Origin of the sequence: Williamsia deligens (assembly GCF_024171765.1) — a bacterium.
GTDB lineage: Bacteria > Actinomycetota > Actinomycetes > Mycobacteriales > Mycobacteriaceae > Williamsia_A > Williamsia_A deligens.
This window is the reverse complement of the sequence record NZ_JAMTCI010000001.1, coordinates 2,706,976-2,731,538: the sequence shown is the minus strand read 5'-3', so window position 1 is coordinate 2,731,538 and position 24,563 is coordinate 2,706,976. Positions and strand designations below refer to the sequence as shown.

General features: G+C 71.2%; 23 protein-coding genes. 17 read left to right on the top strand and 6 right to left on the bottom strand.

Annotation, left to right across the window (positions count from 1 at the left end; all coding sequences use genetic code 11):
- Genes rplE through rplN form a run of 3 tightly spaced genes read right to left on the bottom strand, consistent with a single transcriptional unit; the run spans position 1 to position 1,268 of the window.
- Positions 1 to 579: a 50S ribosomal protein L5 gene (rplE, locus tag LX14_RS12480; RefSeq protein WP_253647504.1), complete on the bottom strand. Its 579-nt coding sequence runs from the start codon at positions 577 to 579 to the stop codon at positions 1 to 3.
- A gap of 1 nt (position 580) precedes the next feature.
- Positions 581 to 898 (bottom strand): 50S ribosomal protein L24, encoded by a 318-nt coding sequence (rplX, locus tag LX14_RS12475; protein ID WP_253647503.1) that lies wholly within the window; start codon positions 896 to 898, stop codon positions 581 to 583.
- Position 899: 1 nt separating this feature from the next.
- Positions 900 to 1,268, bottom strand: coding sequence for a 50S ribosomal protein L14 (gene rplN / locus LX14_RS12470; protein ID WP_253647502.1), 369 nt, complete (start codon positions 1,266 to 1,268; stop codon positions 900 to 902).
- Positions 1,269 to 1,497: 229 nt separating this feature from the next.
- Between rplN and LX14_RS12465 the strand changes: the two genes are divergently transcribed.
- Entirely contained in the window at positions 1,498 to 2,862 is a 1,365-nt protein-coding gene (locus tag LX14_RS12465; RefSeq protein WP_301283638.1) for an AIM24 family protein, read from the top strand.
- Positions 2,863 to 2,927: 65 nt separating this feature from the next.
- Here the strand turns inward: LX14_RS12465 and LX14_RS12460 are convergent, their stop codons facing one another.
- Positions 2,928 to 3,233, bottom strand: a complete 306-nt coding sequence (locus LX14_RS12460) for a hypothetical protein (protein WP_253647500.1) — start codon at positions 3,231 to 3,233, stop codon at positions 2,928 to 2,930.
- Between the two features lie 193 nt (positions 3,234 to 3,426).
- Between LX14_RS12460 and LX14_RS12455 the strand changes: the two genes are divergently transcribed.
- From LX14_RS12455 to LX14_RS12415, 9 genes are all read left to right on the top strand, one after another.
- A complete protein-coding gene (locus LX14_RS12455) occupies positions 3,427 to 3,954 on the top strand; it encodes an MTB12 C-terminal domain-containing protein (RefSeq protein WP_253647499.1) in 528 nt (175 codons plus the stop codon).
- Entirely contained in the window at positions 3,951 to 5,000 is a 1,050-nt protein-coding gene (locus tag LX14_RS12450; protein ID WP_301283637.1) for a heme/hemin ABC transporter substrate-binding protein, read from the top strand. Before LX14_RS12455 ends, LX14_RS12450 begins: the two co-directional genes overlap by 4 nt.
- Complete coding sequence (locus LX14_RS12445) at positions 4,997 to 6,079, top strand: FecCD family ABC transporter permease (protein ID WP_253647497.1); 1,083 nt, start codon at positions 4,997 to 4,999, stop codon at positions 6,077 to 6,079. The genes LX14_RS12450 and LX14_RS12445 overlap by 4 nt, the downstream gene beginning before the upstream one ends.
- The gene (locus LX14_RS12440; RefSeq protein ID WP_253647496.1) at positions 6,076 to 6,858 is read left to right on the top strand and encodes a heme ABC transporter ATP-binding protein; all 783 of its coding nucleotides are present in this window, start codon (positions 6,076 to 6,078) and stop codon (positions 6,856 to 6,858) included. Before LX14_RS12445 ends, LX14_RS12440 begins: the two co-directional genes overlap by 4 nt.
- 126 nt (positions 6,859 to 6,984) lie before the next feature.
- On the top strand, positions 6,985 to 8,382 hold the full coding sequence (locus tag LX14_RS12435) for an O-antigen ligase family protein (RefSeq protein WP_253647495.1): 1,398 nt from the start codon (positions 6,985 to 6,987) through the stop codon (positions 8,380 to 8,382).
- Positions 8,383 to 8,387: 5 nt separating this feature from the next.
- Positions 8,388 to 9,344: a glycosyltransferase family 4 protein gene (locus LX14_RS12430; RefSeq protein ID WP_253647494.1), complete on the top strand. Its 957-nt coding sequence runs from the start codon at positions 8,388 to 8,390 to the stop codon at positions 9,342 to 9,344.
- Between the two features lie 39 nt (positions 9,345 to 9,383).
- Complete coding sequence (locus LX14_RS12425) at positions 9,384 to 10,934, top strand: flippase (RefSeq protein ID WP_253647493.1); 1,551 nt, start codon at positions 9,384 to 9,386, stop codon at positions 10,932 to 10,934.
- A 74-nt stretch (positions 10,935 to 11,008) separates the two neighbouring features.
- Positions 11,009 to 12,028, top strand: coding sequence for a glycosyltransferase family 4 protein (locus LX14_RS12420; RefSeq protein ID WP_253648001.1), 1,020 nt, complete (start codon positions 11,009 to 11,011; stop codon positions 12,026 to 12,028).
- A gap of 53 nt (positions 12,029 to 12,081) precedes the next feature.
- Positions 12,082 to 13,167, top strand: coding sequence for a glycoside hydrolase 5 family protein (locus LX14_RS12415; RefSeq protein WP_253647492.1), 1,086 nt, complete (start codon positions 12,082 to 12,084; stop codon positions 13,165 to 13,167).
- Between the two features lie 4 nt (positions 13,168 to 13,171).
- On the opposite strand, the gene LX14_RS12410 is transcribed toward LX14_RS12415, so the two are convergent.
- Together LX14_RS12410 and LX14_RS12405 are read right to left on the bottom strand one after the other, a co-directional pair.
- Positions 13,172 to 14,677 carry an HNH endonuclease signature motif containing protein gene (locus LX14_RS12410; protein ID WP_253647491.1) on the bottom strand — a complete coding sequence of 502 codons (1,506 nt, stop codon included), beginning with the start codon at positions 14,675 to 14,677 and terminating at the stop codon, positions 13,172 to 13,174.
- 184 nt (positions 14,678 to 14,861) lie between these two features.
- Positions 14,862 to 15,431, bottom strand: a complete 570-nt coding sequence (locus tag LX14_RS12405) for a dihydrofolate reductase family protein (RefSeq protein WP_253647490.1) — start codon at positions 15,429 to 15,431, stop codon at positions 14,862 to 14,864.
- Positions 15,432 to 15,598: 167 nt separating this feature from the next.
- Here LX14_RS12405 and LX14_RS12400 point away from each other — a divergent pair, with 167 nt between their 5' ends.
- The 7 genes from LX14_RS12400 to LX14_RS20980 all read left to right on the top strand — a co-directional run bounded on the left by LX14_RS12400 (position 15,599) and on the right by LX14_RS20980 (position 24,558).
- A complete protein-coding gene (locus LX14_RS12400; protein ID WP_253647489.1) occupies positions 15,599 to 16,795 on the top strand; it encodes a YveK family protein in 1,197 nt (398 codons plus the stop codon).
- The gene (locus LX14_RS12395; protein ID WP_253647488.1) at positions 16,792 to 17,949 is read left to right on the top strand and encodes a glycosyltransferase; all 1,158 of its coding nucleotides are present in this window, start codon (positions 16,792 to 16,794) and stop codon (positions 17,947 to 17,949) included. Before LX14_RS12400 ends, LX14_RS12395 begins: the two co-directional genes overlap by 4 nt.
- Positions 17,936 to 19,279, top strand: coding sequence for a hypothetical protein (locus tag LX14_RS12390; protein WP_253647487.1), 1,344 nt, complete (start codon positions 17,936 to 17,938; stop codon positions 19,277 to 19,279). The genes LX14_RS12395 and LX14_RS12390 overlap by 14 nt, the downstream gene beginning before the upstream one ends.
- Before the next feature lie 34 nt (positions 19,280 to 19,313).
- Positions 19,314 to 20,525, top strand: coding sequence for a lipase family protein (locus tag LX14_RS12385; protein ID WP_253647486.1), 1,212 nt, complete (start codon positions 19,314 to 19,316; stop codon positions 20,523 to 20,525).
- A 42-nt stretch (positions 20,526 to 20,567) separates the two neighbouring features.
- Entirely contained in the window at positions 20,568 to 21,353 is a 786-nt protein-coding gene (locus LX14_RS12380; protein WP_253647485.1) for a GAF domain-containing protein, read from the top strand.
- A 76-nt stretch (positions 21,354 to 21,429) separates the two neighbouring features.
- Complete coding sequence (locus tag LX14_RS12375; RefSeq protein ID WP_253647484.1) at positions 21,430 to 22,929, top strand: sugar transferase; 1,500 nt, start codon at positions 21,430 to 21,432, stop codon at positions 22,927 to 22,929.
- Between the two features lie 174 nt (positions 22,930 to 23,103).
- Positions 23,104 to 24,558, top strand: a complete 1,455-nt coding sequence (locus LX14_RS20980) for an ankyrin repeat domain-containing protein (protein WP_253647483.1) — start codon at positions 23,104 to 23,106, stop codon at positions 24,556 to 24,558.
- The last annotated feature ends 5 nt before the right edge of the window (positions 24,559 to 24,563 follow it).

Below are 24,563 nucleotides of genomic sequence, written 5' to 3'. Positions count from 1 at the left end.
TCAGTTGTCCTTCACGCTGTTGTCTTTGAACGGGAAGCCGAGGTGACGCAGCAGCGCCCGGCCCTCGTCGTCGTTGGTCGCCGTCGTCACCACGGTGATGTCCATGCCGCGGGGGCGGTCGATGTTGTCGATGTTGATCTCGTGGAACATCGACTGCTCGTTCAGACCGAACGTGTAGTTGCCGTGACCGTCGAACTGGCGGTCGGACAGACCACGGAAGTCGCGGATACGGGGCAGCGCAATCGACACGAGACGGTCGAGGAACTCCCACATGCGGTCGCCACGGAGGGTGACGCGCGCGCCGATGGGCATGCCCTCACGCAGCTTGAACTGCGCGATCGACTTGCGGGCCCGACGGACCTCGGGCTTCTGGCCGGTGATCAGGGCGAGGTCGTTGACGGCCCCGTTGATCAGCTTGCCGTCGCGGGCGGCGTCGCCGACACCCATGTTGACGACGACCTTCACGACGCCGGGGATCTGCATGACGTTCGCGTAGGAGAACTCCTGCTGCAGCGAGTCCTTGATCTCCGCGCGGTAGCGCGCCTTCAGGCGCGGCTGTGCGTTCTCGGTGGTGGTCATGTCAGATGTCCTTCCCGGTCTTGCGGGAGATGCGGACCTTCTTGCCGGACTCCTCGTCCTTCCGGTAGCCGACACGAGCCGGCGTCCCGTCGGAATCGACGACCATCACGTTCGAGACGTGGATGGGAGCCTCGGTCACGACGATGCCGCCCGAGGAGGCACCGCGCTCGGTCTGCGTCGCAGAGGTGTGCTTCTTGATCCGGTTGACGCCCTCGACGAGGACGCGCTGGCGGGTCGGGTAGGACTCGATGACCTTGCCCTTTGCGCCCTTGTCCTTGCCGGAGATGACGATCACGGTGTCGCCCTTGTGGACCTTCATGTCAGAGCACCTCCGGAGCCAGCGAGACGATCTTCATGAAGCGCTTGTCGCGCAGTTCACGGCCGACGGGCCCGAAGATGCGGGTACCGCGCGGATCGCTCTCGTTACGGAGGATGACCGCGGCGTTCTCGTCGAAACGAATGTAGGAGCCGTCCGGACGGCGACGCTCCTTGTTGGTGCGGACGATGACGGCCTTAACGACCTCACCCCGCTTGATGTTGCCACCGGGGATGGCTTCCTTGACGGTGGCGACGATGACGTCGCCGATTCCCGCGTAGCGGCGGGACGAGCCACCGAGCACCCGAATGCACAAGATCTCCTTGGCACCGGTGTTGTCGGCGACCCGCAGGCGTGACTCCTGCTGGATCACTGTGTCTCCTCGACCTGGTTTGTCTGCCCGCCGGATTTCCGACCCGACGCGCACGGTCTGTCACCATCGAGCACACGCCTGCCCGCACCTCCGGAGAGACCGCGATGGGTTCGTGTGCCGACTCGCGACGCACAGGCGTCGCAGGCAACCGCCCCATGCTAGGCGAACGTGCAGGTCGGGGGCAAACCCGGTCACATCGGTCTCCCGGTTCGCCGGATTCGATGACAGACTGGCCGGCGTGAGCGTCCTGCGCCCCGGGGAGAACCGCCCGTTGCCCGCCACGACCGTGTCGGTCACGGTCGCGTGCGCAGCGGCTGTCGACGTGTCCGCACTGCTGCTCGCCGCCGACGGCCGCGTCCGCGGCGACGCGGACCTGGTCTTCTTCAACAATCCCGTGGGCCCCGGCGTCGAGTACCGCCACGGGGCGGGCGCCGCCGATGTCGTCGCGGTGAACACCGCCGCGATCCCCGCAGATGTCACCACCGTCGCGGTGACGGCCAGCCTCGACGGCTCCGGGCCGGCGACGTTCGGCGCGGCTCCGACGCTGACGGCGTCGGTGACGTCGGGTGCGGAGACCGTCACTTTCGAGATGACCGGGCTGACCACCGAGGCGGCCGTCGTCTGCGTCGAGATCTACCGCCGCGGCGACGCCTGGAAGGTCCGCGCGATCGGGCAGGGATACGACGACGGCCTCGCCGGCATCGCGTCGGCCTACGGCATCGACGTCGACGACGAGCCGCCCGCCCAACAGACGGCTCCCGCCGCCCAACAGACGGTCCCCGCCGCCCAACGGGCGGCTCCGCCTGCCCACCAGACGGTTCCTGCCGCCCACCAGACGGCTTCGTACGGAGGTCCCCCGATGCAGAGCGAACTCTTCGCACCCCAGTACGCCGAGAGCTCCGAGCCCGGCATCCAGAAGCAGGGCAGCAAGATGTGCAAGGTAGCCATGAACGGTGAGGTCATGGCCCGCACCGGGTCGATGGTGGCCTACCAGGGCGACCTGCGGTTCGAGGCGCAGGGGTCCGGCGGGATCGGCAACATGATCCGCCAACGCCTGTCCGGCGAGGGTGTGCCGCTGATGAAGGTCGTCGGCCGCGGCGACCTGTTCCTCGCCAACGCGTCGTCCGACGTGCACCTCATCGATCTCGACGGGAGCGACGGCCTCACCATCAACGGCGCCAACGTCCTCGCGTTCGAGTCGACGCTGTCGTACCAGATCGGGCGCGTGCAGGGCGCGGCGATGGCCAGCAACGCCGGCCTCTTCAACTGCGTGTTCACCGGCCGCGGCCGCATCGCGATCACCACCGACGGGACGCCGGTCGTGCTGAACGTGGACCAGCCGACCTACGCCGATCCGCAGGCCGCCGTCGCGTGGTCGTCGAGCTTGCGGACCGGGGTGAAGCAGAACGACTCGTTCAACCTCGGCACCCTCATCGGGCGCAGCACCGGCGAGCGCTTCACGCTCTCGTTCTCCGGGCAGGGGTTCGTCATCGTCCAGCCCTCCGAACTCCCGCCGGGCGGGATGATCGGCGGCACCGGCGCCGGCGAGCAGTCCGGTGTCGGCGGTGCGCTCGGCGGCCTGCTCGGCCGCTAGGACGCACCGCCGGTCCACCGGACTCCTCCGGCCGGAAAGTCCGTCCCGGGTCAGCCCCGGGAAGTTCAGCCCGGGACCACGGGGATCCAGAACCCGAAGAACCAGAAGCCCCAGCCGTGGTGGGCTGCGCTGTACTGCGGCGTCACCCGCTGACCGCGGTAGGTGAACGCGCGATGGTCGGGCCGCTTCACCGCACCCGGCTGGGTCGTCGGCCGCTGCTGCCCGACCTGCTGGTGCTGCTGCGTGGTCGGATGCGCGGGCGCAGCGGACGCGACACCCGCGCCGACCCCCAGCGACGTGAGCGCGATGCTGCCCGCCGCCATCGTGCCCACCGCGATCTTCCGGACGCCGTTGTTCTTCGTGAATCCCATGTCGCACAACCACCTTCGTGTCATCCACCGGCCACCTCGACCGGACTGGGGACGACGCTACGAAGCGTTGCTGTCAGGGTCCTTCGGCCCCACCGGGGGATCTCCTCCCGGACCGCTGACCGCGCTGCCAGGATCGGTCGTTAGGATGACCTAAGTCAGCCGTGGTCAGATCCGCCCTCCCGAGGAGTCCGCAGTGCACGCACTCACCGCCGCCCATCGCCGTCGCGCGCGTCTGGTCGCTGTCGCGGCCGCCGGCCTGCTGGTCGCGCTGCCGGTCGCCGCCTGCAGCGACGACTCGTCGTCGACCGCCGCTGGCAGTTCGTCCGCCTCGCAGGCCGCCGGGCCCGCCAGCGGTGATGCGGACGCACCCGCCGGCCTCGATTCCGCGGCCGCGCAACAGATCCTTCGTACGGTCCTCGACCCGACGACGTCGCCGCAGGTCATCGCGGGACTCGTCGACTCCGGTGACGCCACCGTCGGCACCACGCTGAACGGCTTCGCCCGCGGTGCCGCGCAGGGCGGGTACACCCCCGACAAGTTCACCGTCACCGGTGTCCGCGCCGACGGCACGGACAAGGCGCAGGCGACGGTGTCCGTCGCAAGCCCGCACACCCCCGCACCGGTCTCGGTGCAGTACGGGTACACCCGGGTCGCCGGGGCGTGGAAGTTGTCGTCGGATGCCGTGCAGTCACTGCTCGGGATGGCGAGCGGGCCACGCTGACCCGCACGTCTCCCCTGCGTCCGTTCGCCGCGGCGGCCGCGCTGGTCGCCGCGGTGGTCGCGCTCGCGGGTTGCTCGACGGCTCCGCTCGACGTCGGATCGCAGGCCGCGGCGCCGCGCGTGACGCAGGGGCCGCGAACCGCGACGCTCGCCTCCGCGGACCCGCAGGTAGTGACACCGACACCGCTCCCCCGCCTGCCCGTCACCGTCGACACCGCCGACGGCCGGCGGGTGACCGTCACCGACGTCAGCCGGATCGTCGCGCTGGACCGGTACGGCACCTACGGAACCACCGTCTTCGCCCTCGGGCTCGGTGGCAACCTCGTCGGCCGTGACATCGCGACGAAGTTCCCGGCCGCGCAGCGCATCCCCGTCCTCACGCTGGGCGGTACCGACGCCAACGTCGAGGCGATCATCGCGTTGCGCCCCACCGTCGTCCTGACCGACGCATCCTTGCCGTCGGCGTCGACCGTCGTCCGACAGCTCGCGTCCGCCGGGATCCCGGTCGTCGTCGGCGACGAGAGCCGCAGCGCCGCGGGCACACCCGCACAACTGCGCTTCGTGGCCCGCGCCCTCGGCGTCCCCGACGCCGGCGACCGCCTCGCGCAGGAGACGCAGGATCGGGTCGCCGCCGAGCGCGCGCGTCGACCCGATGTCGCCGAGTCCAACCGTCCCCGCATCGCGTTCCTCTACGCACGCGGAACCGGCCTGCTCATCCTCGGTGGTCCGGGGTCGGGGGCGGACTCGCTCATCGACGCCGTCGGTGGGCGTGACGCCGGGACCGCTGCCGGACTGACCGACGCCTTCACCTCGCTGACGTCGGAGGGCCTGATCCGCGCCCGCCCCGACGTCATCCTGATGATGACCGACGGACTGCGCTCGGTCGGCGGGGTCGACGGGTTGCTGCGTGTCCCGGGCGTGAGCGAGACGCCGGCGGGCCGGACGCGGACCGTCGTCGACATGGACGACGGCGAGCTGCTCTCCTTCGGACCCAGGACGGCGGACGTCGTGACCGCACTGTCCCGGGCCCTGTACGGCCCGCGATGACGGCCCTGCTGACCAGGGTCCGACGACGGGGAGCCGCCCCGCACGCGCGGCGGGTACCGCTGGCCGTCGTGCTCGTCGTGGGCGTCCTGGCCGTGATCGCCTCGACGGTCGTCGCGGCCGCGATCGGCCAGAACCCGGTGCCGGTGACCGAGGTGATCGGGTCGATGCTGCACCACCTGCACCTGCCGGTGGGCCCTCTGCCCGACCAGGTCGGCGAGAACACCCTGTGGAACGTCCGCCTTCCGCGGGTGGTGCTCGCACTGCTGGTCGGGGCGGCGCTCGGCTGTGCCGGCGCGGTCCTGCAGGGCGTGTTCGCGAACCCCCTCGCCGAACCCGGGATCATCGGCGTCTCGTCGGGTGCGGCCGCGGGGGCGTCGGGGGTCATCGCGCTCGGCGGAGTCGGCATCGCGGGCTACGCCGTGGCGGGGGGCGCGTTCGCGGGCGGTCTCGTGACCGCTGCGGCGGTCTATCTGCTCTCCCGATCGGCCGGTAGGACCGAGGTGGTCACGCTCGTCCTGACCGGTATCGCGGTCAACGCCTTCGCGGGCGGCCTGATCGCCTTCTTCACGTTCCGCGCGACGCCCACCGCCCGCGACCAGATCGTGTTCTGGCAGCTGGGATCACTGAACCGTGCGACGTGGGACCAGGTGTGGCTGGTGATCGGGATCGTCGCCGTCGGGATCGTCGCCGCGCTGGCCATCGCACGCCGGATGGACCTGTTGGCCCTCGGGGAGTACTCGGCCCGCCACCTCGGTGTCGACGTCGAGGCACTGCGCCGGGTGGCGATCGTGATCGTCGCGCTGCTGACCGCCGCGGCGGTCGCGTTCTGCGGGATCATCCTGTTCGTTGGGCTCGTGATGCCCCACCTCATGCGCCTGGTCGTCGGGCCCGCGCACCGCGTCCTGGTCCCCGCGGCCACGCTGGCCGGTGCTGTGGGCCTCGTCCTCGCCGACCTCGCCGCGCGCACGCTCGTCGACTACGCCGACCTCCCGCTGGGCATGATCACCAGCCTCGTCGGCGGCCCGGCGTTCCTGTACCTGCTCCGACGGACCCGGTCGCGACGCGGAGGCTGGACGTGACCGCCCCACTGGTGGTCTCGTCGCTCACGGTGAGCCGGGGCGGCACACCGGTCCTCTCGGACGTCGACCTCACCGTCGGCGCGGGGGAACTCCTCTGCGTCGTCGGGCCGAACGGCGCGGGCAAGTCGACGCTGATCGCGGCGATGGCCGGGTCGCTCACCGTCGATTCGGGGACCGTCGCGCTCGAGGGTGACGACGTGACCGCGCTGTCGCCCGTGGAGCAGGCACGGCGCCGCGCGATCCTCCCCCAGGACCACGTGGTGGGCGGTGCGTTCACCTGCCGCGAGGTCGTGCAGATGGCCCGCTACCCGTGGAACCGCACCGATCGCAACGCCGACGACGACGACGCCGTGGCCGAGGCCCTGGCGCGCTGTGACGTCGAGGCGTTCGCGGACCGACCGTTCGCGACGCTGTCCGGCGGCGAACGTGCCCGCGTCGCCCTGGCCCGGGTGCTCGCCCAACGCACCCCGGTCCTGATCCTGGACGAGCCGACCGCCGCCATGGACCCACACTTCGCCGAGGCGGTGATGGGGATCGTCTCCGCCCGCCGCGACGACGGGTGCGCGGTGGTGGCGGTCGTGCACGATCTCGGGATCGCGGCCGCCTACAGCGACAGTGTCGCGGTACTGGCCCGCGGACGGCTGATCGCGCACGGCACCCCGGAGTCGACCCTGACCGCCGCCCTCCTCTCCGACGTCTACGGCGTGCCGATGACCGTCGCGACGGTCGACGGGCAGCGGGTGGTCGTCCCCGTCCGGACTCCCCGCACCTCGCGCTGACCCGCCGATCGCAGCGGCGCCGACATTCGCGGTACCGGCGAATGCACACGAACGGCCGCCGAGTTCGCCAAAATGAATTGATCCGGCGAGTTGTCGACCTGCCGGCGCGGCGAGAGGCGGTGACCGGTGCGGTACGTCCTGGACGCAGCGCTCGGTGTCGTCGTCCTCGTCGTGGCGGTCACCGCGATCCGGTTCATCTGGATCCGCCCCCAGCGCGGGCTGCTCCTGCTGGCCGCGTTCACGCCCCTGCACGGTCTGCTCGACATCGCCCCGGTGCCGCACGTCGCGGCGGCGTGGAAGGAGGGCCTCGTCGCGCTGACGCTCGTCTGCGCGTTCGCCCAACGTAACCGACGGCGGTCGTGGCCTCCCCTGCACATCCCGTACTGGCCGGCGGTGGCCGCGTTCGTGGCGTTCGGTCTGGTCTCGGCGGTGGTCACCTACGGGCCGTTCGGGCTCGTCGGGGCCAAGGTCACGTTCTTCTACATGATCTTCGTCCTGCTGATCCTGTGGTTCGCCCCGTTCGACGCCCGCGACCGTGACCACCTCATGTCGATCCTCATGGGGATGTGCATCTTCGTGAGCTTCGTCGGCATCGCGCAGCAGATCGTCGGGCCCGGGGAGCTGGTGAACCTCGGCTACGAGTTCGGCAAACAGGTGCGCACGAGCGGGCCGCTGTTCCGCACCTTCAGCACGTTCAACCAGCCGTTCGGGTTCGGTCTGTACGTGATGGTGGCGTTGCTCGTCGGCGGCGCTGTCGCACTGTCGGATCCGCGTCGACGCCGCAACCGGGTCTTCCTGTACCTGTGGCCGGTGATGGCCGTCGTGATGGCGACGTCGGTGGTGCGGGCCGCGATCATCGGGCTCGTCGTCGGGGTGATCTGGCTGGCCGCGCTGCGCTTCCGGTACCTGATCGCGCCGCTCGTGACGATCGCCGTCGTGGCGGTGTCGGCGTTCCCACTGCTCCCGAAGTCGGCGACGTCGGTGTTCTTCTCCTCCAGCAGCCTGGGCCAGCGCGGCGCGGGGTGGAGCGACATCATCTCCAGCATCCTGGTGCACCCGCTGGGTCGCGGCCTGGGGTCGAGCGGCGCTGCGGCTGACCGCATCTCGACGGCCCAGGGGCAGTCGACGACGACGGTCACCGCGGGCGCGGGCGGCACCATCCAGTCGGGCTCGGCGAACTACCAGCCCGACAACTACTACATCAAGACGCTGCTCGAGCTCGGCCCGATCGGCCTGTGGGTGTTCCTGGCCCTGATCATCACCGCGCTCGTCTGGTGTGTGCGCTCGTCGCGGACCCTGCCCGGCCGCGACAGCGCCCTGTCGCTGGGGGTGAGCGCCTCCATCGTCGCCGCGATGGTCGCGAGCCTGGTGGCGACGTACTTCGAGATCTTTCCGATGGATGTTCATTTCTGGCTTCTCCTGGGAGTGGTGGGATGCGCGACGGCACAGCAGGGTTCACATTCGGTGCGCTCGCACTCCGACCCGGCGGAAGTGGGGTCCAGACCTATATCCGTGAGCTCCTGAGGTACATGCCTGAACTGCTCGCGCCGACGCCGGTCACCGCGCTCGTCCAGGCCGACGCCGTCGACGACCTGCCCGCCGGGATGCGCGCGGTCACACGGCCTGTCGCGGACGGGGCGCGCCGCGCGATCTACGGTGCGGCGCCGCTGCGGACGCCGGTGTTCCACGGTCTCGACGTCGACCTGCCCCTCGCCGGACCACGCACGACGGTCGCGACCGTCCACGACCTGTCGGTGATCGACATGCCGTCGGCGTCGAGCCGCTTCCGCGCGGCCGGTGAGAACGTGCTGGTGCGCCGGGCCCTGCGCTCGGCCGACGTCCTGATCGCGGTGTCGCGGTTCACCGCCGACCGCATCGAGGCCATCGCCGGTCGGACCGCGCACGTCGTCGAGTTGGCGCCGGCGGTGTGGGCTCGGCCGCCGTCGGACGCCGACGTCGACCGCGTCCGGGCGGCACACGATCTCCCGGAGCAGTTCATCCTGCAGGTGGGCACGGTGGAACCGCGCAAGAACGTGGCTCTCGTGGCCGCGGCGGCGCAGGAGCTCGGGGTGCCCTGCGTCCTCGCGGGCGGCGGTTCCCGCGGACCGGACGCCCCCGCCTCGGCGATCGGGCTCGGCTACGTGGACGTCGAGGACCTGCCCGCGCTGTACCGCGCGGCAACGGTCACCGCCTACGCATCGCACTACGAGGGCTACGGCCTGCCGCCGGTCGAGGCGATGGCGTGCGGTGGCGCGGTGGTGGCCAGCGCGGTCGGCGCGCTGCCCGAGGTCGTCGGGGACGGTGCGCATCTGGTCGCCTCCGACGACGTCGACGACTGGGTCGCCGCCATGCGCCCGCTGGTGCACGACGCCGCCGCACGCGACGAACTGACCCGGGCTGCCGTCGCGACGATGGCGCCGATCACCTGGGAACGCACCGCGCGGGCGACCGTCGACGTCTACCGCCGCGAAGGGATCCTCTCGTGATCACCGGGGCGTCACCGTGATCGGCCGGGGGCCGCGGCCATGAGCATGGAGTCGGTCGCGCAGGTCGCCCCGCCACCGCCGGACCCGGAGATCGCCGAGCTCGACCCGGCCGTCGTCCGGCCGGGCGGACCGGGCGCGGATGCCTCCGACGGTCGCGCCGCCGCACGGGCGACGGGGGCGATGCTCGCGAGCCGCCTCGTGATCGCCGCGCTCGGGTGGACCGGCAGCGTGATCATCGCGCGCATCCTGTCGCCGGAGGCGTGGGGTCACTACACGTTCGTGTTCGCGCTGCTGGGACTGATGGCGATCTTCACCGACCTCGGGGTGGGTCGCGCGGTGATGGCCAAGCTCATCGTCGACGACCCCGAGGAGGTGGCGCGGACGGCGTCGGCGTTCATCGCGCTGCGGGTGGTGCTGGGCCTCGGCGGATACGTCATCGCACTGCTCTATGTCGTCGCCCTCGGCTACCCCGGGGAGGTGATCCGCGCGACGGCCGTCGCCGGACTGGTGATCGTGTTCGCGACGCCGGGCCACGCCCTGACCGTCGTCTTCCAGAGCCGGCACCGGCTGATGCTGTCCGCGGTGGCCGAGAGTCTCGGCCAGGCGGTGCAACTCGCCGTGACGATCGCAGCCGCCGTCGTCGCGCCGTATCTGTTGATCTTCGTGCTCGCCCCGGTGCTCAACGAGATCCTGGCCCTGACCACCAAGACGGTCGGGATCATCCGACGCGACGGCGGGCTCCGGCCGTCGCGGCACATCGAGTTCGCGCGCTGGCGGTCGATGCTGCTCGACGCGGCGCCGCTGGCGATCGGGTTCGCGCTCACCGTCGCCCTGCAGAAGGTCGACATGCTGCTGCTCAGCATCATGGACACCTTCGACGCGGTCGGCATCTACGGCATCGGCTACAAGTTCTCCGACATCCTCGACACCTTCGTCCTGGCCGCGGCGGGTCCGATCGCCACGCTGCTCGTGGCGGCCTGGCCGGACGAGCCGGGCGTCTTCCGCCAACGGTGCCGGAGTGCCGCGGCCGCGTTCGGCGCCGGCGGCGCGATGGCCGTCGCCGCGTTCTGGCCGTCGGCCCCGCAGGTCGTCGGCCTGCTCTACGGCGACCGGTTCGTCCAGGGTGCGTTCGCCGCCCGCCTGCTCGTGCTGGGCGCGGCGTTGACCGCGCTCATCGTCCTGGGCATCTACCTGCTGGCGTCGGCGGGGCGGGCACGCAGCTATCCCCTGGTCGCGCTGGGCGGTCTGGCCCTGAACATCGTGCTGAACGTGGTGCTGATCCCCCGGCTGTCCTATGACGGGGCCGCGATCGCGACGGTCGCGACACTGGCCACCACCCTCGTGGCGCTGTGGATCGTCGTCATCCGGACGCTGCCGATCATCGGGATGCTGCCCCTCGGTGCGCTCGGGAGTCTCGCGGTGGTGACGACGGCGATCTGTCTCGTCGGCACCCCGCTCACGCACGTGGTGCCGTGGCCCGTCGTGTCCGCCGCGGCGGTCGTGGTCGTCGCCGCAGTCGCCCTGCCCCTGTTCCGCTCCGCGGCCCGTACGCCGGGCCGACACACGAAAGTGCAGGTGAGTCCGCTGTGACCGCATCGACGGACACCATCGAGCGCGTGCTGTTCGTCGCGCACTCCGGCCAGGTCTCGGGGGCGGAGAAGGTCATGCTCGACCTGGTCGGGCAGGCGCTGGCCGACGGTCTCGAGGTCCGGGTCGCCTGCGCCGACGGACCTCTCGTCGATCGGCTCCCGGCGACGGTCACGCACATCGGGATCGACCACCTCGGGTTGACCGGCGAGAGCGGCGCCGCACGACTCGTCGGCGGGGCGAAGCTGGTCGCACGGTGGCGGTCGGTCGGACGCATGCTGGCCCCGCTGGTCACCGCGTCGAACACCGCGACCGTCGTCAACTCGCTGTACGCGCTGCCCGCGATGCGGTGGGCCGCAGGGCCACGGGGTGTGTCGTGGCTGGTGCACGACACGGCTGTGTCCGGTCGGCAGCGCGCGGTGGTCCGTGCGGCCACGCCGCGGATCCGGCAGGCGGTGGCCGTGTCCTCGGCGACGGCCGCGCCGCTGCGCGCGATGGGTGTGCCGGTGACGGTCGCGCACAACGGGGTGACCTGGCCGGTGGACGCCCTGCCGACCGAGCTCCACGACCCACCCGTCGTGGGGATGCTCGCGCTCCTCACACCGTGGAAGGGGCACATGGTGGTGCTCGACGCGGCGGCGACCGTACCCGAGGTGGAGGTCGAGTTCGCCGGCGGTCAGTTCCCCGGCGACATCGACCATGTCGGGCAGTTGCACGTGCGCGCCGCGGCCTCCGACCTCGACGGTCGGGTGCGGTTCCTCGGGCACACCGATCTGCGTGCCGCGTTGGAGCGCTGGGACGTGGTGATCTCGGCCAGTGTCGAACCCGAGGCCGGACCGCTGTCGGTGCTGGAGGCGATGGCCTACGGCAAGCCGGTGATCGGCACCGATCACGGCGGCACCACCGAGTTCCTGACCGGCGGTGCGGGGGTGCTCGTGCCACCCGGAGATCCCGAGGCGCTCGCGGCAGCGATCCGCCGGGTGCTGTCCGACCCGGAGCTGCGTGCGACGATGATCACAACAGCGCGTCGACGTGTCGCAGACGACCACGATCTCTCGCGGACGTTGCCGGCCATGCTCGCCGCGCTGCTCGCCTGATCGGGGTCGGGCCGACGGTCGTCGCGACCGTCGCAGCGCAGAGGGGTGGTTCGGTGCACCGGTTCCGTGTCGTGGCCGTGGCCGTGGTCGCGGCTATCGTGTCCGTGTCGGTCGGCGCCGTCGGTGCCGGCGGTGCCGCAGCCGCGTCGTCGTGTTTCCCCGCACCCGGTCTGAGCGGTGGCGGCGTGGTGAAGGGCGCCTCCCCCGGCGCCGGGTTCCTCTACCTCTCGAACTCCGATCAGTCCGCCGAGGTGAGCGCCGCACGCAAAGCCGGTGTGCGGACGGTCCGCGTCGACGTCGACTGGTCCGCCATCGAGACCGCGCCGGGCGTCTTCAACTGGGCGTCGACGGACCGGGCGATGACCGCGGTCGCGAACGCCGGGATGTGTCCGCTGGGTCTGATCGGCTTCACCCCGAAGTGGGCGACGAACCCCGCCGACAACGCCACCGACAGTCACTACCGGCCCGCGGATCCCGCCCGGTACGGCCAGTTCGTGCGGACGGCGGCGCAGCGATACCGCTCCGCGGTGTCCGCGTGGGAGATCTGGAACGAACCGAACACGCTGAACTTCTTCGAACCCCACACCGATGCTGCGTATTACACACAACTGCTCCGCGCGGGGTACGCGGCGGTGAAGGGTGTCAGCACGTCGCTCGGGGTGATCTCGGCGGGCATGGCGCCCGCGGCAGACAACGGGCGTGACATCGCGCCGCAGACCTTTCTCGCCGGTATGTACGACGCGGGCGCGCGAGGATCGTTCGACGCGGTGGCGATGCACCCGTACACCTATCCCTATCTGCCGAACGACCCCTCGACGAGTTCGTTCAGTGCGGCGCAACAGATGTGGCCGATGCACGACATCATGGTCAACCGCGGTGACGGGGCGAAACGCATCTGGATGACGGAGTACGGCGCACCGACGGGGACGTCGCCGGTGTCGGTGACGCCGCAGACGCAGGCCGACACGGTCCGGATCATCCTCGACGCGGCGAAGGGCACGTCCTGGCTGGGCCCGGCGTACGTCTACAGCATCCGCGACGCCGGTAGCGACCCGACTGATCCCGAGCAGAACTTCGGCATGCTCTACCGCGACTTCGCCCCCAAGCCCGCCTATCAGGTGCTCGCGTCCTACACCTGAGCGCTCACACGGGCGAGCGGTAGTCGATCACCCGGATGATGTGCGGCTCGTCTCGAGCCGAGTTGTGTTCGGCGAGGATGAGTTCGAGGCGGTGTTCGATGTCGGACCAGTGCGGGTCCGGTCGGGCGTGGTCGGCGAGTATCTGATCCGGTCGGTGCAGGTGGTTCGTGCGGGGTGGGTCGGTGGTGCCGTTGGCGGTCCACCCGAACTTCCCCCGGTCGGGACCCTCGGTGATCTTGCGGGTCTGCCATCCGCCGGGTCTGTCGTGGACGGCCCGGTTGTGCGGCCCACACGCCGGGGCGAGGTCGGTGATGTCGGTCGACCCTCCCTGGGCCCAGTCCTGTTCGGCGTGGTGGGCCTCGGTGTGGGAGAACGGCGCCGGGCAGCCGGGCATCGAGCAGCCGCCGTACTGGGCGAACGACACGAACCGCTGTGCCTCGGAGGCGAGGCGGCGTGACCGGCCGTAGAACAGGGCTTCGCCGGTGATGTCGTCGAACACGGCCAGATGCATCTGCGCTTGCGCGGCCAAGCTGATGATGTCGCCCATGGGGAGATCGGTGCCGGTGGCGGTGCGACCGATCCCCGCCCGTTCCCGCAACTGGGTGTCGGTGATGGAGATGATCAGGTGCGGCGGCAACCCACGGTGAGACTCCCCGAGCAACCCACCATCGGCGGCTGCCCGCAATAGCGCCTGCAACGCGTCGTGGTTGCGTTGCTGCTGCGACCGCGAATCCCGCTCCGCAGCAGCCTTCATGGCGTCGGTGTCGATGTCGGCGTCATCGACCCCACCGCGCGGTGAGGCCTCGTCGTCAGGATTGTTCATGCCGGGCTTGGCCCACTTGGCGAGGACCACCTCGAACAGGGCTCGGGTGACGGGGTCCAGATTCCCGCGCAGCTTGGACATGAGTTGCGGATCCTGGTTGCCCAGCGACAGCGACCGCTGCCGGGCCCGATCACGATCCGACGGCTCTGCACCGTCGGGGTCGATGTGAGCGAGCAGCCGCGCACCAGCGCGGTGAATGTCTTTCGGCGAGTGGTGTCGGGCGATGTCGGCCATCTGCTCTTCGGCCCTCTCCCGCACCTCCGGTGACGTCGCTGCAGGGACCTTGTCCATTACGCCGAGAACGGCGTCGACGTGCTCGTGGCTGAGGTCACCATCGGCCATGGCCGCCGCGGTCTCCGGGCACTTCGCCGGCAGCTTGTCACCGGTCACGGAGAACATCTCCGACAGCGCCAGCACCTGCTTCAGGCGCCGCTTCGGGTTCGGCACCCGCAGGCGCTCAGCGACAAAGTGCGTCAATGTCGGGGATTGCACCGACGCATGGGCATCACGATCACTCACATCGAGAATCCGCCGCAGCCCGATCGACCCCATGATTCGAACTGCCTGCTCGTGGGTGATCGCCAGCTCCGCGACCTCACGCTCCGAACACGCATCCGACGACGCCTCCGCGATCTCACCCAGAAGGCGATGTAACGCTTCGTATCTCGCGACCAGACCGTCGTCCACGATGCACCTCCCCCCGACTGCAGCAACGCATACATCATAGAACAGGCGTACGACATTCGCAAGGGTGTTCGATCGGACGTGACCCTGAGGACGTCGGCAGCCGTTCGCACGCACTATGACCGCGCCGCTGGCTGAGCCGATCCGACGCGGTTTCTCCCGCTGAGCGGGAAGAAGTGCGTCGGATTCAGCGGTGGACGGTCGGGCGGTAGATCAGCTCCTGGATCCCACCGGCGAAGCTGCGGCTCTCGAGCAGGTCGAGGTCGAGGTCCGGTCCCCCGCGGTAGATCGGGTCGTCGCCGGTCTGTCCGGTGACGACGGGGAAGATGGTCAGGTGCAGCCGGTCGACGAGACCCGCTGCCAGCAGCGCCCGGTTCATGGACACGCTCCCGTGCGATCGCAGAGGGAGGTCGGACTCGTCCTTCATGCGGGCCACGACGTCCACGGCGTCGGCGGCCACCAGTTCGGCGTCGGGCCAGTCGAGCGGTGCGGACAGCGACGTCGACACCACGGTCGTCGGCGATCCGAGCATGCGCGCGACCCAGGTGTCCGGCTCGACGCCGATGGTCTGGAAGTGCAGGAACAGTCGGTAGGTGTTCGCGCCGAACACCATCCGACTCGGCTCGGAGAACCCCGCCGTCCGGTGTGCCAGCCATTCCTCGCTGTCCTTGCCCCAGTAACCGCCCCACGTCCCGGGGGCGGGAGCGGCGAACCCGTCCAGCGTGCTGAACAGGTCGACGGTGTAGTCGACGGCCATGCGGGCTCCTCGAGATGTCGGTGCAGTCGCCTGGACAGACCCACCGGCGGGCCGGAACTCATCGCACACGCGCGTGTCGGTTTCCCCGTCTGCCCCCGGAACGCTAGTTATTATTGGCAAACTGCAGATTCTTGATCTCGTAAGCCGTCGCGCGAAGGAGTCCCCCGGTGACCGTCGATGCCGCGACGAACCATCGCGACGCGCCCCCACCCATCGACCTCGCCGGACACTTCCGCGACCTGGCTCGCATGCTGCTCCCTGCGCTGATCATCGGCGCACTGATCGGCGGCGCGGTCTTCGCCTACCTGTCGACGCAGACCAAGGAGTACTCCGCCTCGGTGGTCACTCAGGTGACGACGCAGAACGAGGTCGTCGCGGGCGATGCCTTCGTCGAGCAACTCCGCGCACCGTTCGAGGAACTCGCGAACGACGACGGCGTGCTCGCGCAGGTCCTCACCCAGGTCGACACCGGCTGGGACACCGCGACACTCCACAGCCATGTGACGCTGACGCCGGGCACTGCGCCGTCCCTGCTGACGTTCGCCGCGACCGCCGACAACCCCCGCACCGCACAGCAGATCGCGCGCGCGATGGTCGCCGCCGTCGCCCAGGCCAACGAGGCGAACGCGGCTCGCGACGTCTCCCGACGCGTCGACCAGATCGATGCCTCCATCGCGTTCGAGCAGGCCCGCAACGGTCGTCTCGCGGCGAACAGCGACGCCCGGACCCAGTCCGACGCACGCCTCGCCGAGCTCCGCGCGCAACGCGACCAGATCGCCGGCGCGGGCGGCAACCAGCTGACCGTCCTGTCGGTGCCGTCGGCGTCCTCGTCGCCGGTGTCCCCGAAGCCCATGTCGACCGCCCTGGTCGCCGCGATCGTCGGGGTCATCGTGGCCGCCGAACTCCTGGTGCTCGCCCGCGGGCGGCTCGGCACCAGCAACAACCGCATCTGGGCTCGTCGCATCGCCCACCGCCACGGCGCCCGGCTGTTGGTGGTCGGGCCGGAACCGTTCGACCCGTCGAAGGTCCTCTACGCCGAGCTGGCCCATCGACACCGTCGTGGTCGGGCCGCGGTCCTGCTGACCGGCGAGGCCACCGACGTCGTCGACGTCGTCGTCCCCGGCGGAACGGCCGAGGAGCGGGGACAGGCGGTCGAACGCGGGTCCCTCTCCGACGACTGGTGGCGCGACATCGATCTCGGCGATCTGGTCGTCGCCGTCGTCGTCGTGTCGCAGAAGGGCCGCGATCGCGCCGCCACCGAGGCGACCCTCGCGCAGCTCTCCGATCTGGGAGCCACCCGGTATCTCGTGCTGCAGACCCGGCGGGGAGGCCGGTCCCGTCGGGGGACGAAGGAGACACAGTGACCAGTGCCCCGGAGAGCAGTCCGGCCGCCGACCGCGGCGCGACGCGGCGGGTCGCCGTCGTCCACGAACGTCTCACCGAGATCGCCGGCTCCGAGCACGTCGTCGAGCAACTCGCCCTCGAATGGCCCGAGGGAAGCGTCCACGCCCCGATCGCCCGCGAGCAGGGCATCCCGCGCGACCTGCCGAGCCCACCCCGCACCACCTGGCTGAACGGGCTGTACCGGGGGTTGGGACACCGCAGCTATGCGCCGACGCTGCCGCTCATGCCGCTGGCGTTTCGGCACATGGACCTCCGCGGGCCCGGCGGCGACCCCGAGGTGGTCGTGACCAGCCACCACGCGTTCGCCACGCAGGTCGTCCACGCGACCGACGCACCGGTCATCGCCTACGTGCACAGCCCCGCTCGATGGGCCTGGGACCCGAGCCTGCGGGCCGGGGAGGGCGGCGGTGCAGTGGGCGCCGGGATCCTGACGGCGCTGTCGGTGGTGGCTCGACGCTGCGAGGTGGGCGCCGCACCGCGACTGCACACCATCGTCGCGAACTCCTCCGCCGTGGCGGGCCGTGTGCACGACTGGTGGGGCCGCGACGCTGTCGTCGTGCACCCACCCGTCGACACCGAGGGCTTCACCCCCGACCCGGCGGTCGAGCGCGAGGACTTCTTCCTCCTCGCCGGCCGACTTGTCCCCTACAAGCGCCCGGATCTGGCCATCCGGGCGGTGGCGCGGGCCGACGTCCCCCTCGTCGTGGCCGGGGACGGCCGGGCGATGGAGGCGTGCCGGGCCATCGCCGGACCGAAGACGACGTTCCTGGGACGGGTCCCGCACGATCAACTGCTCGACCTGCACCGCCGCACCCGCGCACTGTTGATGCCCGGTATCGAGGACTTCGGCATCGTCCCGGTGGAGTCGATGGCGACCGGGACCCCCGTCATCGCCCTCGGCGAGGGTGGCGCCCTGGACTCGGTGCGACCCGGCGAGACCGGCCTGCTGGTCGACCCCGGCACCGACGACGAGATCGTCGACCGGTTCGCCTCGGCGATGCGGGACTTCGATCCCGCGGCCTTCGACCGGGACGCCATCCGCCGGTGGGCAGAAGGCTTCTCCCGGGCGGAGTTCCGCCGCCGGATGCGCGAGGTCGTCGATGCCGCGATCTGAGCACGAGGCCGAGCCCGCGCGGCGGTCTGAGCACGAGGCCGAGGCCGCGCGGCGACCCGATCGTCAGGCGGTTCCCCGCGACGTCGCTGAGCATCGACCGAGCGCACTGGACCGCGCGCTCGCACACTCCCGCAACGTCGCCGTGTTCGGTCCGGTGCCGGGTCTGGACCCCGATCTCCTCACCATGCGACTGCGCTCGGCGGCGGCGGCGGTGCCCCGGTTGCGACTCGACCCGTTCTCCGCCGACGGCACCTGGACGCGCCGCACCGACAGCCTCGTCGTGGACACCATCGACGACCCCAGGGCCGCCACCGCCGCAGGCGATCTGCCCGGATCGGCGCTCGGCGAGATCGCCACGGTGGTCCGCCGTCACGACCCGGTACCGCTGCGCGTCGCGGTCTGCGGCGATCACCTGGTCGTCGACCACTCCCACGGCCTCGGCGACGGGCGGCTGGCGCCTGCACTTCTCGCGGTCCTGCTCGGGTCCGCGCCGCCCGCGGTCGGCGCGGCCCTCGCCCACGACGCGCCCGCGGGGTCGGTCCGGCGGGCACTGGTGGACCAGATCATCCGCCACCCCGGCCGGCTGGCCGAGGTCCGCCGGCAGCGATCCGACAACGCCCGCACCGACGTCGTCGCCGAGCCCACACCGGTCGACCCACGACAGATCCTGACTCTGTCCGCCACGCTTCCCGAAGACGGCGTCGCCGCGCTGCGCGAGCGGATCGCGGGGATGGAGGGCGCGTCGGACGCGTCGGCGACCGTCGCCATGTGGGTCGCCGCCCTGCACCGGGCCGGGATCGTCACCGACGACGTCGTCCAGGTCCTCGTCGACTGTCGGCGATATCTACGCCGCGCCGACACGGGCATGGGGAACCTGGCCATCGCGCTGCCGATCCGCGTACCCGCTCCGGTCACCCCCGCCGCGGTGCGCAGCCGCGTCCGGGATGCGACGGGCTCCGCCTGGCCTCTGGCGGTCCTCGGTCTCACCTCCGCGCGTGCCCGGGTGCGACCGGGTGGGGTCGCCTCGCCGGCGCCCACCGCCGACGCGGTGCGGACGTCGGCGCGAACGCGGCTGTCCATCAGCGACATCGGGCGGGTGTCGGTCTTCGACGGCGTCATCCCCGCTCCCCCGGCGCCGCCTCCCCAGCTCGGCGCCGGCATCGACCCGGACGGTCCGGAGGCACTGACGCTGCTCGTCAGCGAGGTCGGGGGCGCACGCACGATGTCGGCGACGTTCCATGCCGACGTCCTCGACGCCTCGGCCGTCTCCGCAGCGCTGACGGCGATGTGCCGGGACCCCCTCGCCGTACTGGAGTCGGCAGGGTCGTGAACGTCGCCGGGGTCGTAAGGGTCGGCGGGGGACGGTGAGGGTTCGCGCTCCGCTGTTGCTCGCGATGCTGCTGACCGTGTCCGCCTGTGCGACAGACACTCCCGCGGAGGTCGCGGCCCCGGCGAGTTCCGTGGCACCCGGTGCCCTGGTGAGCCCGCCGACCCGCGGCGACGGGTATCCCGCACTCGACGACGTCACGCGCGACATCTCCGCCATCCGCTACCGCACGACGGCACGGGACGGCACGCCACGCACCGCCAACGGGATCGTGTTCACCCCGCGTGACGACCCGCCGCCGGGCGGCTACCGCGTCGCTGCGATCGCCCACCCCAACACCGGCGCCTCCAGCGACTGCGCGCCGACGTCATACCCGGGCCTATTGGGCAGTCTCGGATCCGTCGCCTACTTCCTGGCGGCGGGCTACGTGGTCGTGTTCACCGAGGACCCCGTGACGTCCGACGACTCCGGCGCGCTCTCCGCCGAGACGGGTCGGGCCGGAGGGCGTCCGCATCCGTTCCTCGAGCCCTACAGCAGCGCACACACACTGATCGATGGTGTCCGTGCCGCCCGCGCGACCGTCGCGAGGACGTCGACCGAGTGGGTCGCCTATGGCGTCTCGCAGGGAGGGCAGGCCTCGTGGGCGGCGAACCAGCTCGCCACGTCCTACGGCGCGGGACTCCGACTGCTGGGGTCGCTGAGCATCTCTCCGTCGGCCGACCTGCGAGGACTCGTCGACAAGATGGTCGCCGGCACCCTGAGCACTGCCCAACGCGTGGCGCTGCCGGTGGTGCTCGAGGGGGTCAGTGCGGCGTCCCCCGGGTTCCGGGTGGCCGACTATCTGCGGGGATCGATGGCCGCTGCACGGCCGGTGTTCCTCTCGTGCACCGGCGATCAGGAGGCCGCGAAGGTCGGGATCGCCACCGCCGCACCGGTGTCGGACTTCCGTCCGTCGTCCGCGGCGGCGGCGGACCGCCTGCGCGAGGAGCTCGGCCGGTTCGCGGTCCCGGTGTCCGGGCAGCGCGCGAGCGCACCGATGTTCGTCGCCTACGGCACCGACGACACCCTCATCGACCCGCGGTGGACCGTCGACGCCGTGCGCCGCTCCTGTCGCGCCGGGGCGGTCGTCGACCTGCGGGTCGTCCGCGGCCAACCGCACGGCACGCTCGACCTCGGGCCCGCCCCGCAGGACTGGGTCGACGACCGCGCCGCGGGGGTCCGCGCACCGGATTCCTGTCCCGACCTGTGACACCGGCCCACCCGACACCCCCGGTTCGCTATCGTGAACCTCATGTCAAGCGCTGTGTCCGGGATCGATCCCGTGATCGCCGACGTCCTGTCCCGCGCGGCCCGGTCGACCGGTGAGGACGTCGACGTCTACATAGGTCGTGCCGTCGCCTCACGTCTGGCCGCCGACCTGCTCGGGTCCGACGACCCGGATCTGGCCGCAGCCGTCACCGCGCTGCGAGACGGCGGCCTCACCGGCGGGACCGGTGGATCCGCGGGCGGCGCAGCGTCGTCGGGGACGCTGTTCTCCGGAGGTCAGCCGATCGCGACGCCGCCGGCCGTCGCCACCGACCCCGTCATCCGTGATGCCGAGCGGCTGCGGGCGCTGTTCGACACCGGCCTGATGGACTCCCGACCCGGCGCGACCTACGACCGGATCGCCCAGATGGCCGTGGATGCGTTGGACGTGCCCAGTGCAGGGGTGTCGCTCGTCTCCGATGAGAAGCAGTGGTTCTGCAGCGCGGCCGGGATCTCAGGCGAGTTGGAGGAGACACGGACCGTCCCCCTCGATCGGTCGCTGTGCCAGTACGCGGTGTCCGCGGGGACCCCGCTCGTCATCGAGGACGCACGGCTGCACCCGACGCTGGCCGACCATCCGATCGTGGCCGACGGCACCGTCGTCGCCTACGCGGGGATCCCCCTGACAGACGCGCACGGTCACACCATCGGCACCCTCTGCGCCTGGGACGGTCGTCCGAGGCAGTGGACGACCGGACACGTCGCGACCCTCGAGGATCTCGCCGACATCGTGCGGGAACGCATCTTCGGCGTCGACGTCCTCGACGGCTGAACTGGCAAATCCCCCATCTGCCATGGTGCAATTCACTATTGTGAACCCATGACAGGCACCGAGAGCTGAGTCGTCGATGGCTCTCCAGACGACGTCCACGCCCGCCCGCACCGCGGCACCGTCCCCGACGCCCGCCGACCCAGAACAGTCGGCGTTCCTCCGCAGGATCCGCCGCGATCCGGGCCACTCGCTCGTCACCGTCGTCATCGACGTGCTGGCCGCCTCGGTGGCCGTCGCCATCGGGTCGGTGTGGGCCGCCACGACCCAGCCCGACCACCCCCCGTTCTGGGCGCTGTGGTTCTTCGTGCCGAACATGGTGATGGCGTTCGCCCTCCAGCAGATGTACCGGAGACAGCTGCGGCGGAACTTCCTCGACGAACTCGCTCCCGTGCAGACCGCGTTGGCCGTCGCCGCTGTCCTCACCCTCGCGTACATCGTCACGTTCATCACCCAGGCGTCGCAGACCGGCATCACCACCACGAAGGTCTGGGTGTGCGGCGTCGTGCTCGTGACCGGCGGGCGCTTCGTCCGCACGGTGGTGCAGCGCAACCTGCGAACACGTCGCGGTTCTCTCTCGCCGACGCTCGTGGTCGGTGACGGACCCATCGCCCACCAGCTCATCGCCCGGATGCAGGACATGCCGGAGTACGGGCTGCGTCCGGTCGGCATCCTCGCCGCCGCACCGCTGCGTGTCGCCGGCAGCGGGCCCGCGGGTGACGCCGTGTCGCCGGACATCCCGCGCCTGGGGCCGCCCCGTGCCATCGCCGACGCGATCGCCGCCACCGCGGCGGAGGAGGTGATCATCGCCGCCGACGACATCGACGACGACCAACTCGCGCGCGTGGTACGCGCCGCGCACCGTTGGGGAATCCGAGCCTGGGTGCTCCCGCGCGCTCATGACGCCGTCGGTGCACGGGCCCGTATCGATCATCTCGGTGGCGTCCCGCTGCTGATCCTGCCGCGGGTGAACCCCCGCAGTTGGCAGTTCGCCGTGAAGCACGGGTTCGACCGCGTCGCCGGGGCGATGGGTCTGCTGCTGATCTCACCGATCTTCCTCACCCTCATGCTGCTCGTGAAGCTCAGCTCGCCCGGCCCGATCTTCTTCTCCCAGGAGCGCGTCGGCCGCAACGGTCGCCCGTTCGGGTGCCTGAAGTTCCGGTCGATGCGTCCGCCCACCGAGGCCGACGCGGCGTTCGAACTGAAGGCCGGCGCAGCGCCCGGCGGGGTCGAGGGCGTGGACCGCCGCACGAAGATCGGCAAGATCATGCGGTCGACGTCGATGGACGAACTCCCCCAGCTCATCAACGTCGTCCGCGGCGACATGAGCCTGGTGGGACCGCGCCCCGAACGCCCCGAGTTCGTGGAACTGTTCGAGATGCAGATCCGACGCTACGGCGAGCGACACCGCGTCAAGGCCGGTGTCACCGGATGGGCCCAGGTCCACGGACTGCGCGGCCAGACGTCCATCGCCGACCGCGCCGAGTGGGACAACTACTACATCGAGAACTGGTCCATCGCACTCGATCTGAAGATCATCGCCCTGACCTTCCTCACCCTCATGCACCGCGCCGAGTAGTCGCGGCGGCTGTCGCGGCGAGCGGCCGACGGCGGTACTCTCGCACCCGGCGCGCAGGACGCCACCGGGTCCGCGGAGAGGGCAGAGCCCACCTGCACAGGTTCTCGACCCATGCCCGTCGTCACCTCTTCTCGCCCCGTCACGCGGACCACGGGGACGCGAGAGGAGTGCGCGGTGGCGACCCTTCCCGAACGACCCGACCTCGACTGGCTCCGCAGGCATGCCCGCGACATCGCGCGCGGTGTCCGCGGCGGCGATGCGAGTGTGCTGGAGACCGTCGGCCTCGACGGTCCCGACCCGGCCTTCCGGCTCGCCGATGCGCAGCGGTGGGTGGCACGCTCCCACGGATTCGCGAGTTGGCCGCGTCTGCGGTCCCATGTGCGCGCCATCGCCGATCGCACGTGGACGCCCACGCCGCACACCGCGGACGAGCCGCCGGAACACGCATTCGTCCGTGCGGCCTGCGAGACCTGGACCGGCACGCCGCCCGACCTAGCGGCGGCTGAGGCGATCCGGGCCGGGCATCCCGACATCGGACATGATCCCGCCGTCGCGGCCATCACCGGTGACGTCGCGACCGTGCGCGACCATCTGACCACCCACGAGGCCGATGCAGCGTGTGGCCCGTTCGGGTGGCCGATGCTCATGTACCTCGCGTACTCCCGGTGGCCCACAGACGAATCGGCCGCCGCCGCGGTCGTCGCCGCGCTCCTCGACGCCGGAGCCGACCCCGACGGCGGACGCCACGTCGTCGGTCACGCGACACCGTTCACCGTTCTCACCGGACTGTTCGGCGGTGGCGAGAACGACGAGTCACCCCACCCCCACCTCGAGGTGCTCGCGCCGATGCTCCTGCGGGCGGGCGCGGAGCCGACCGACGCGCAGGTCCTCTACAACCGGATGTTCGGCGACGACGACGGACATCTGCGTCTCCTGCTGCCGTTCGGGCTCGGCACCGGCGACGGCGGTCCGTGGCGACGTCGTCTCCCCGACCTGATCCCTGCACCCGACGTGATCCTGCGTCAGCAGCTCGCGTGGGCTGTCGTCCACGGACAGCGGGACCGGGTCGCCCTGCTCGCCGACCACGGGGTCGACGTCATCTCCCCGCTTCCCGACGGGCCGGGACCGCTGCGCGTCCGGGGCACACCGATCGCGGTGGCCGCGCAGGGTGGCCACGCCGACCTCGTCGACCTCCTCCGCGAGCGCGGCGCCGAGGAACCGGCCCTCGACGACGTGCAGGCGCTGACCGCCGCGATCCTCTCCGGCGATACCGACGCCGTCGACGCGAGCGACCCGGCGGTCCGCGAGCGCGCCCGCAGACGGCACCCCGGTCTCGCCGCGTGGGCCGCGACGCGGGGTGTGCCCGCCGTGTCCGCCGCGATCGCCGCCGGCGTCGACATCGACGGACTCGGACGCGGCGACGCTCCGATCGACCAGCCGTGGCAGACGGCGCTGCACACCGCGGTGGAGCGCGACGACGTCGAGCTGATCCGCTGGTTGATCGAGCACGGCGCCGACACGACGATCCGTGACGCCCGGTTCGACGCGACGCCCGGGGACTGGGCCGATCACCTGGACCACCCGCGGTCGCGGGAGGCGCTGCGCGGATCCGGCGGCGCCGGGACGTGACGGGG

Excerpts from the sequence above, each read along its gene's own strand:
- rplE (WP_253647504.1), bottom strand. The coding sequence starts at position 579 with ATGACCACCACCGAGAACGCACAGCCGCGCCTGAAGGCGCGCTACCGC.
- rplX (WP_253647503.1), bottom strand. The coding sequence starts at position 898 with ATGAAGGTCCACAAGGGCGACACCGTGATCGTCATCTCCGGCAAGGAC.
- LX14_RS12460 (WP_253647500.1), bottom strand. The coding sequence starts at position 3,233 with ATGGGATTCACGAAGAACAACGGCGTCCGGAAGATCGCGGTGGGCACG.
- LX14_RS12445 (WP_253647497.1), top strand. The coding sequence starts at position 4,997 with ATGACGGCCCTGCTGACCAGGGTCCGACGACGGGGAGCCGCCCCGCAC.
- LX14_RS12430 (WP_253647494.1), top strand. The coding sequence starts at position 8,388 with ATGCCTGAACTGCTCGCGCCGACGCCGGTCACCGCGCTCGTCCAGGCC.
- LX14_RS12425 (WP_253647493.1), top strand. The coding sequence starts at position 9,384 with ATGAGCATGGAGTCGGTCGCGCAGGTCGCCCCGCCACCGCCGGACCCG.
- LX14_RS12420 (WP_253648001.1), top strand. The coding sequence starts at position 11,009 with ATGCTCGACCTGGTCGGGCAGGCGCTGGCCGACGGTCTCGAGGTCCGG.
- LX14_RS12405 (WP_253647490.1), bottom strand. The coding sequence starts at position 15,431 with ATGGCCGTCGACTACACCGTCGACCTGTTCAGCACGCTGGACGGGTTC.
- LX14_RS12390 (WP_253647487.1), top strand. The coding sequence starts at position 17,936 with ATGCCGCGATCTGAGCACGAGGCCGAGCCCGCGCGGCGGTCTGAGCAC.
- LX14_RS12380 (WP_253647485.1), top strand. The coding sequence starts at position 20,568 with ATGTCAAGCGCTGTGTCCGGGATCGATCCCGTGATCGCCGACGTCCTG.
- LX14_RS12375 (WP_253647484.1), top strand. The coding sequence starts at position 21,430 with ATGGCTCTCCAGACGACGTCCACGCCCGCCCGCACCGCGGCACCGTCC.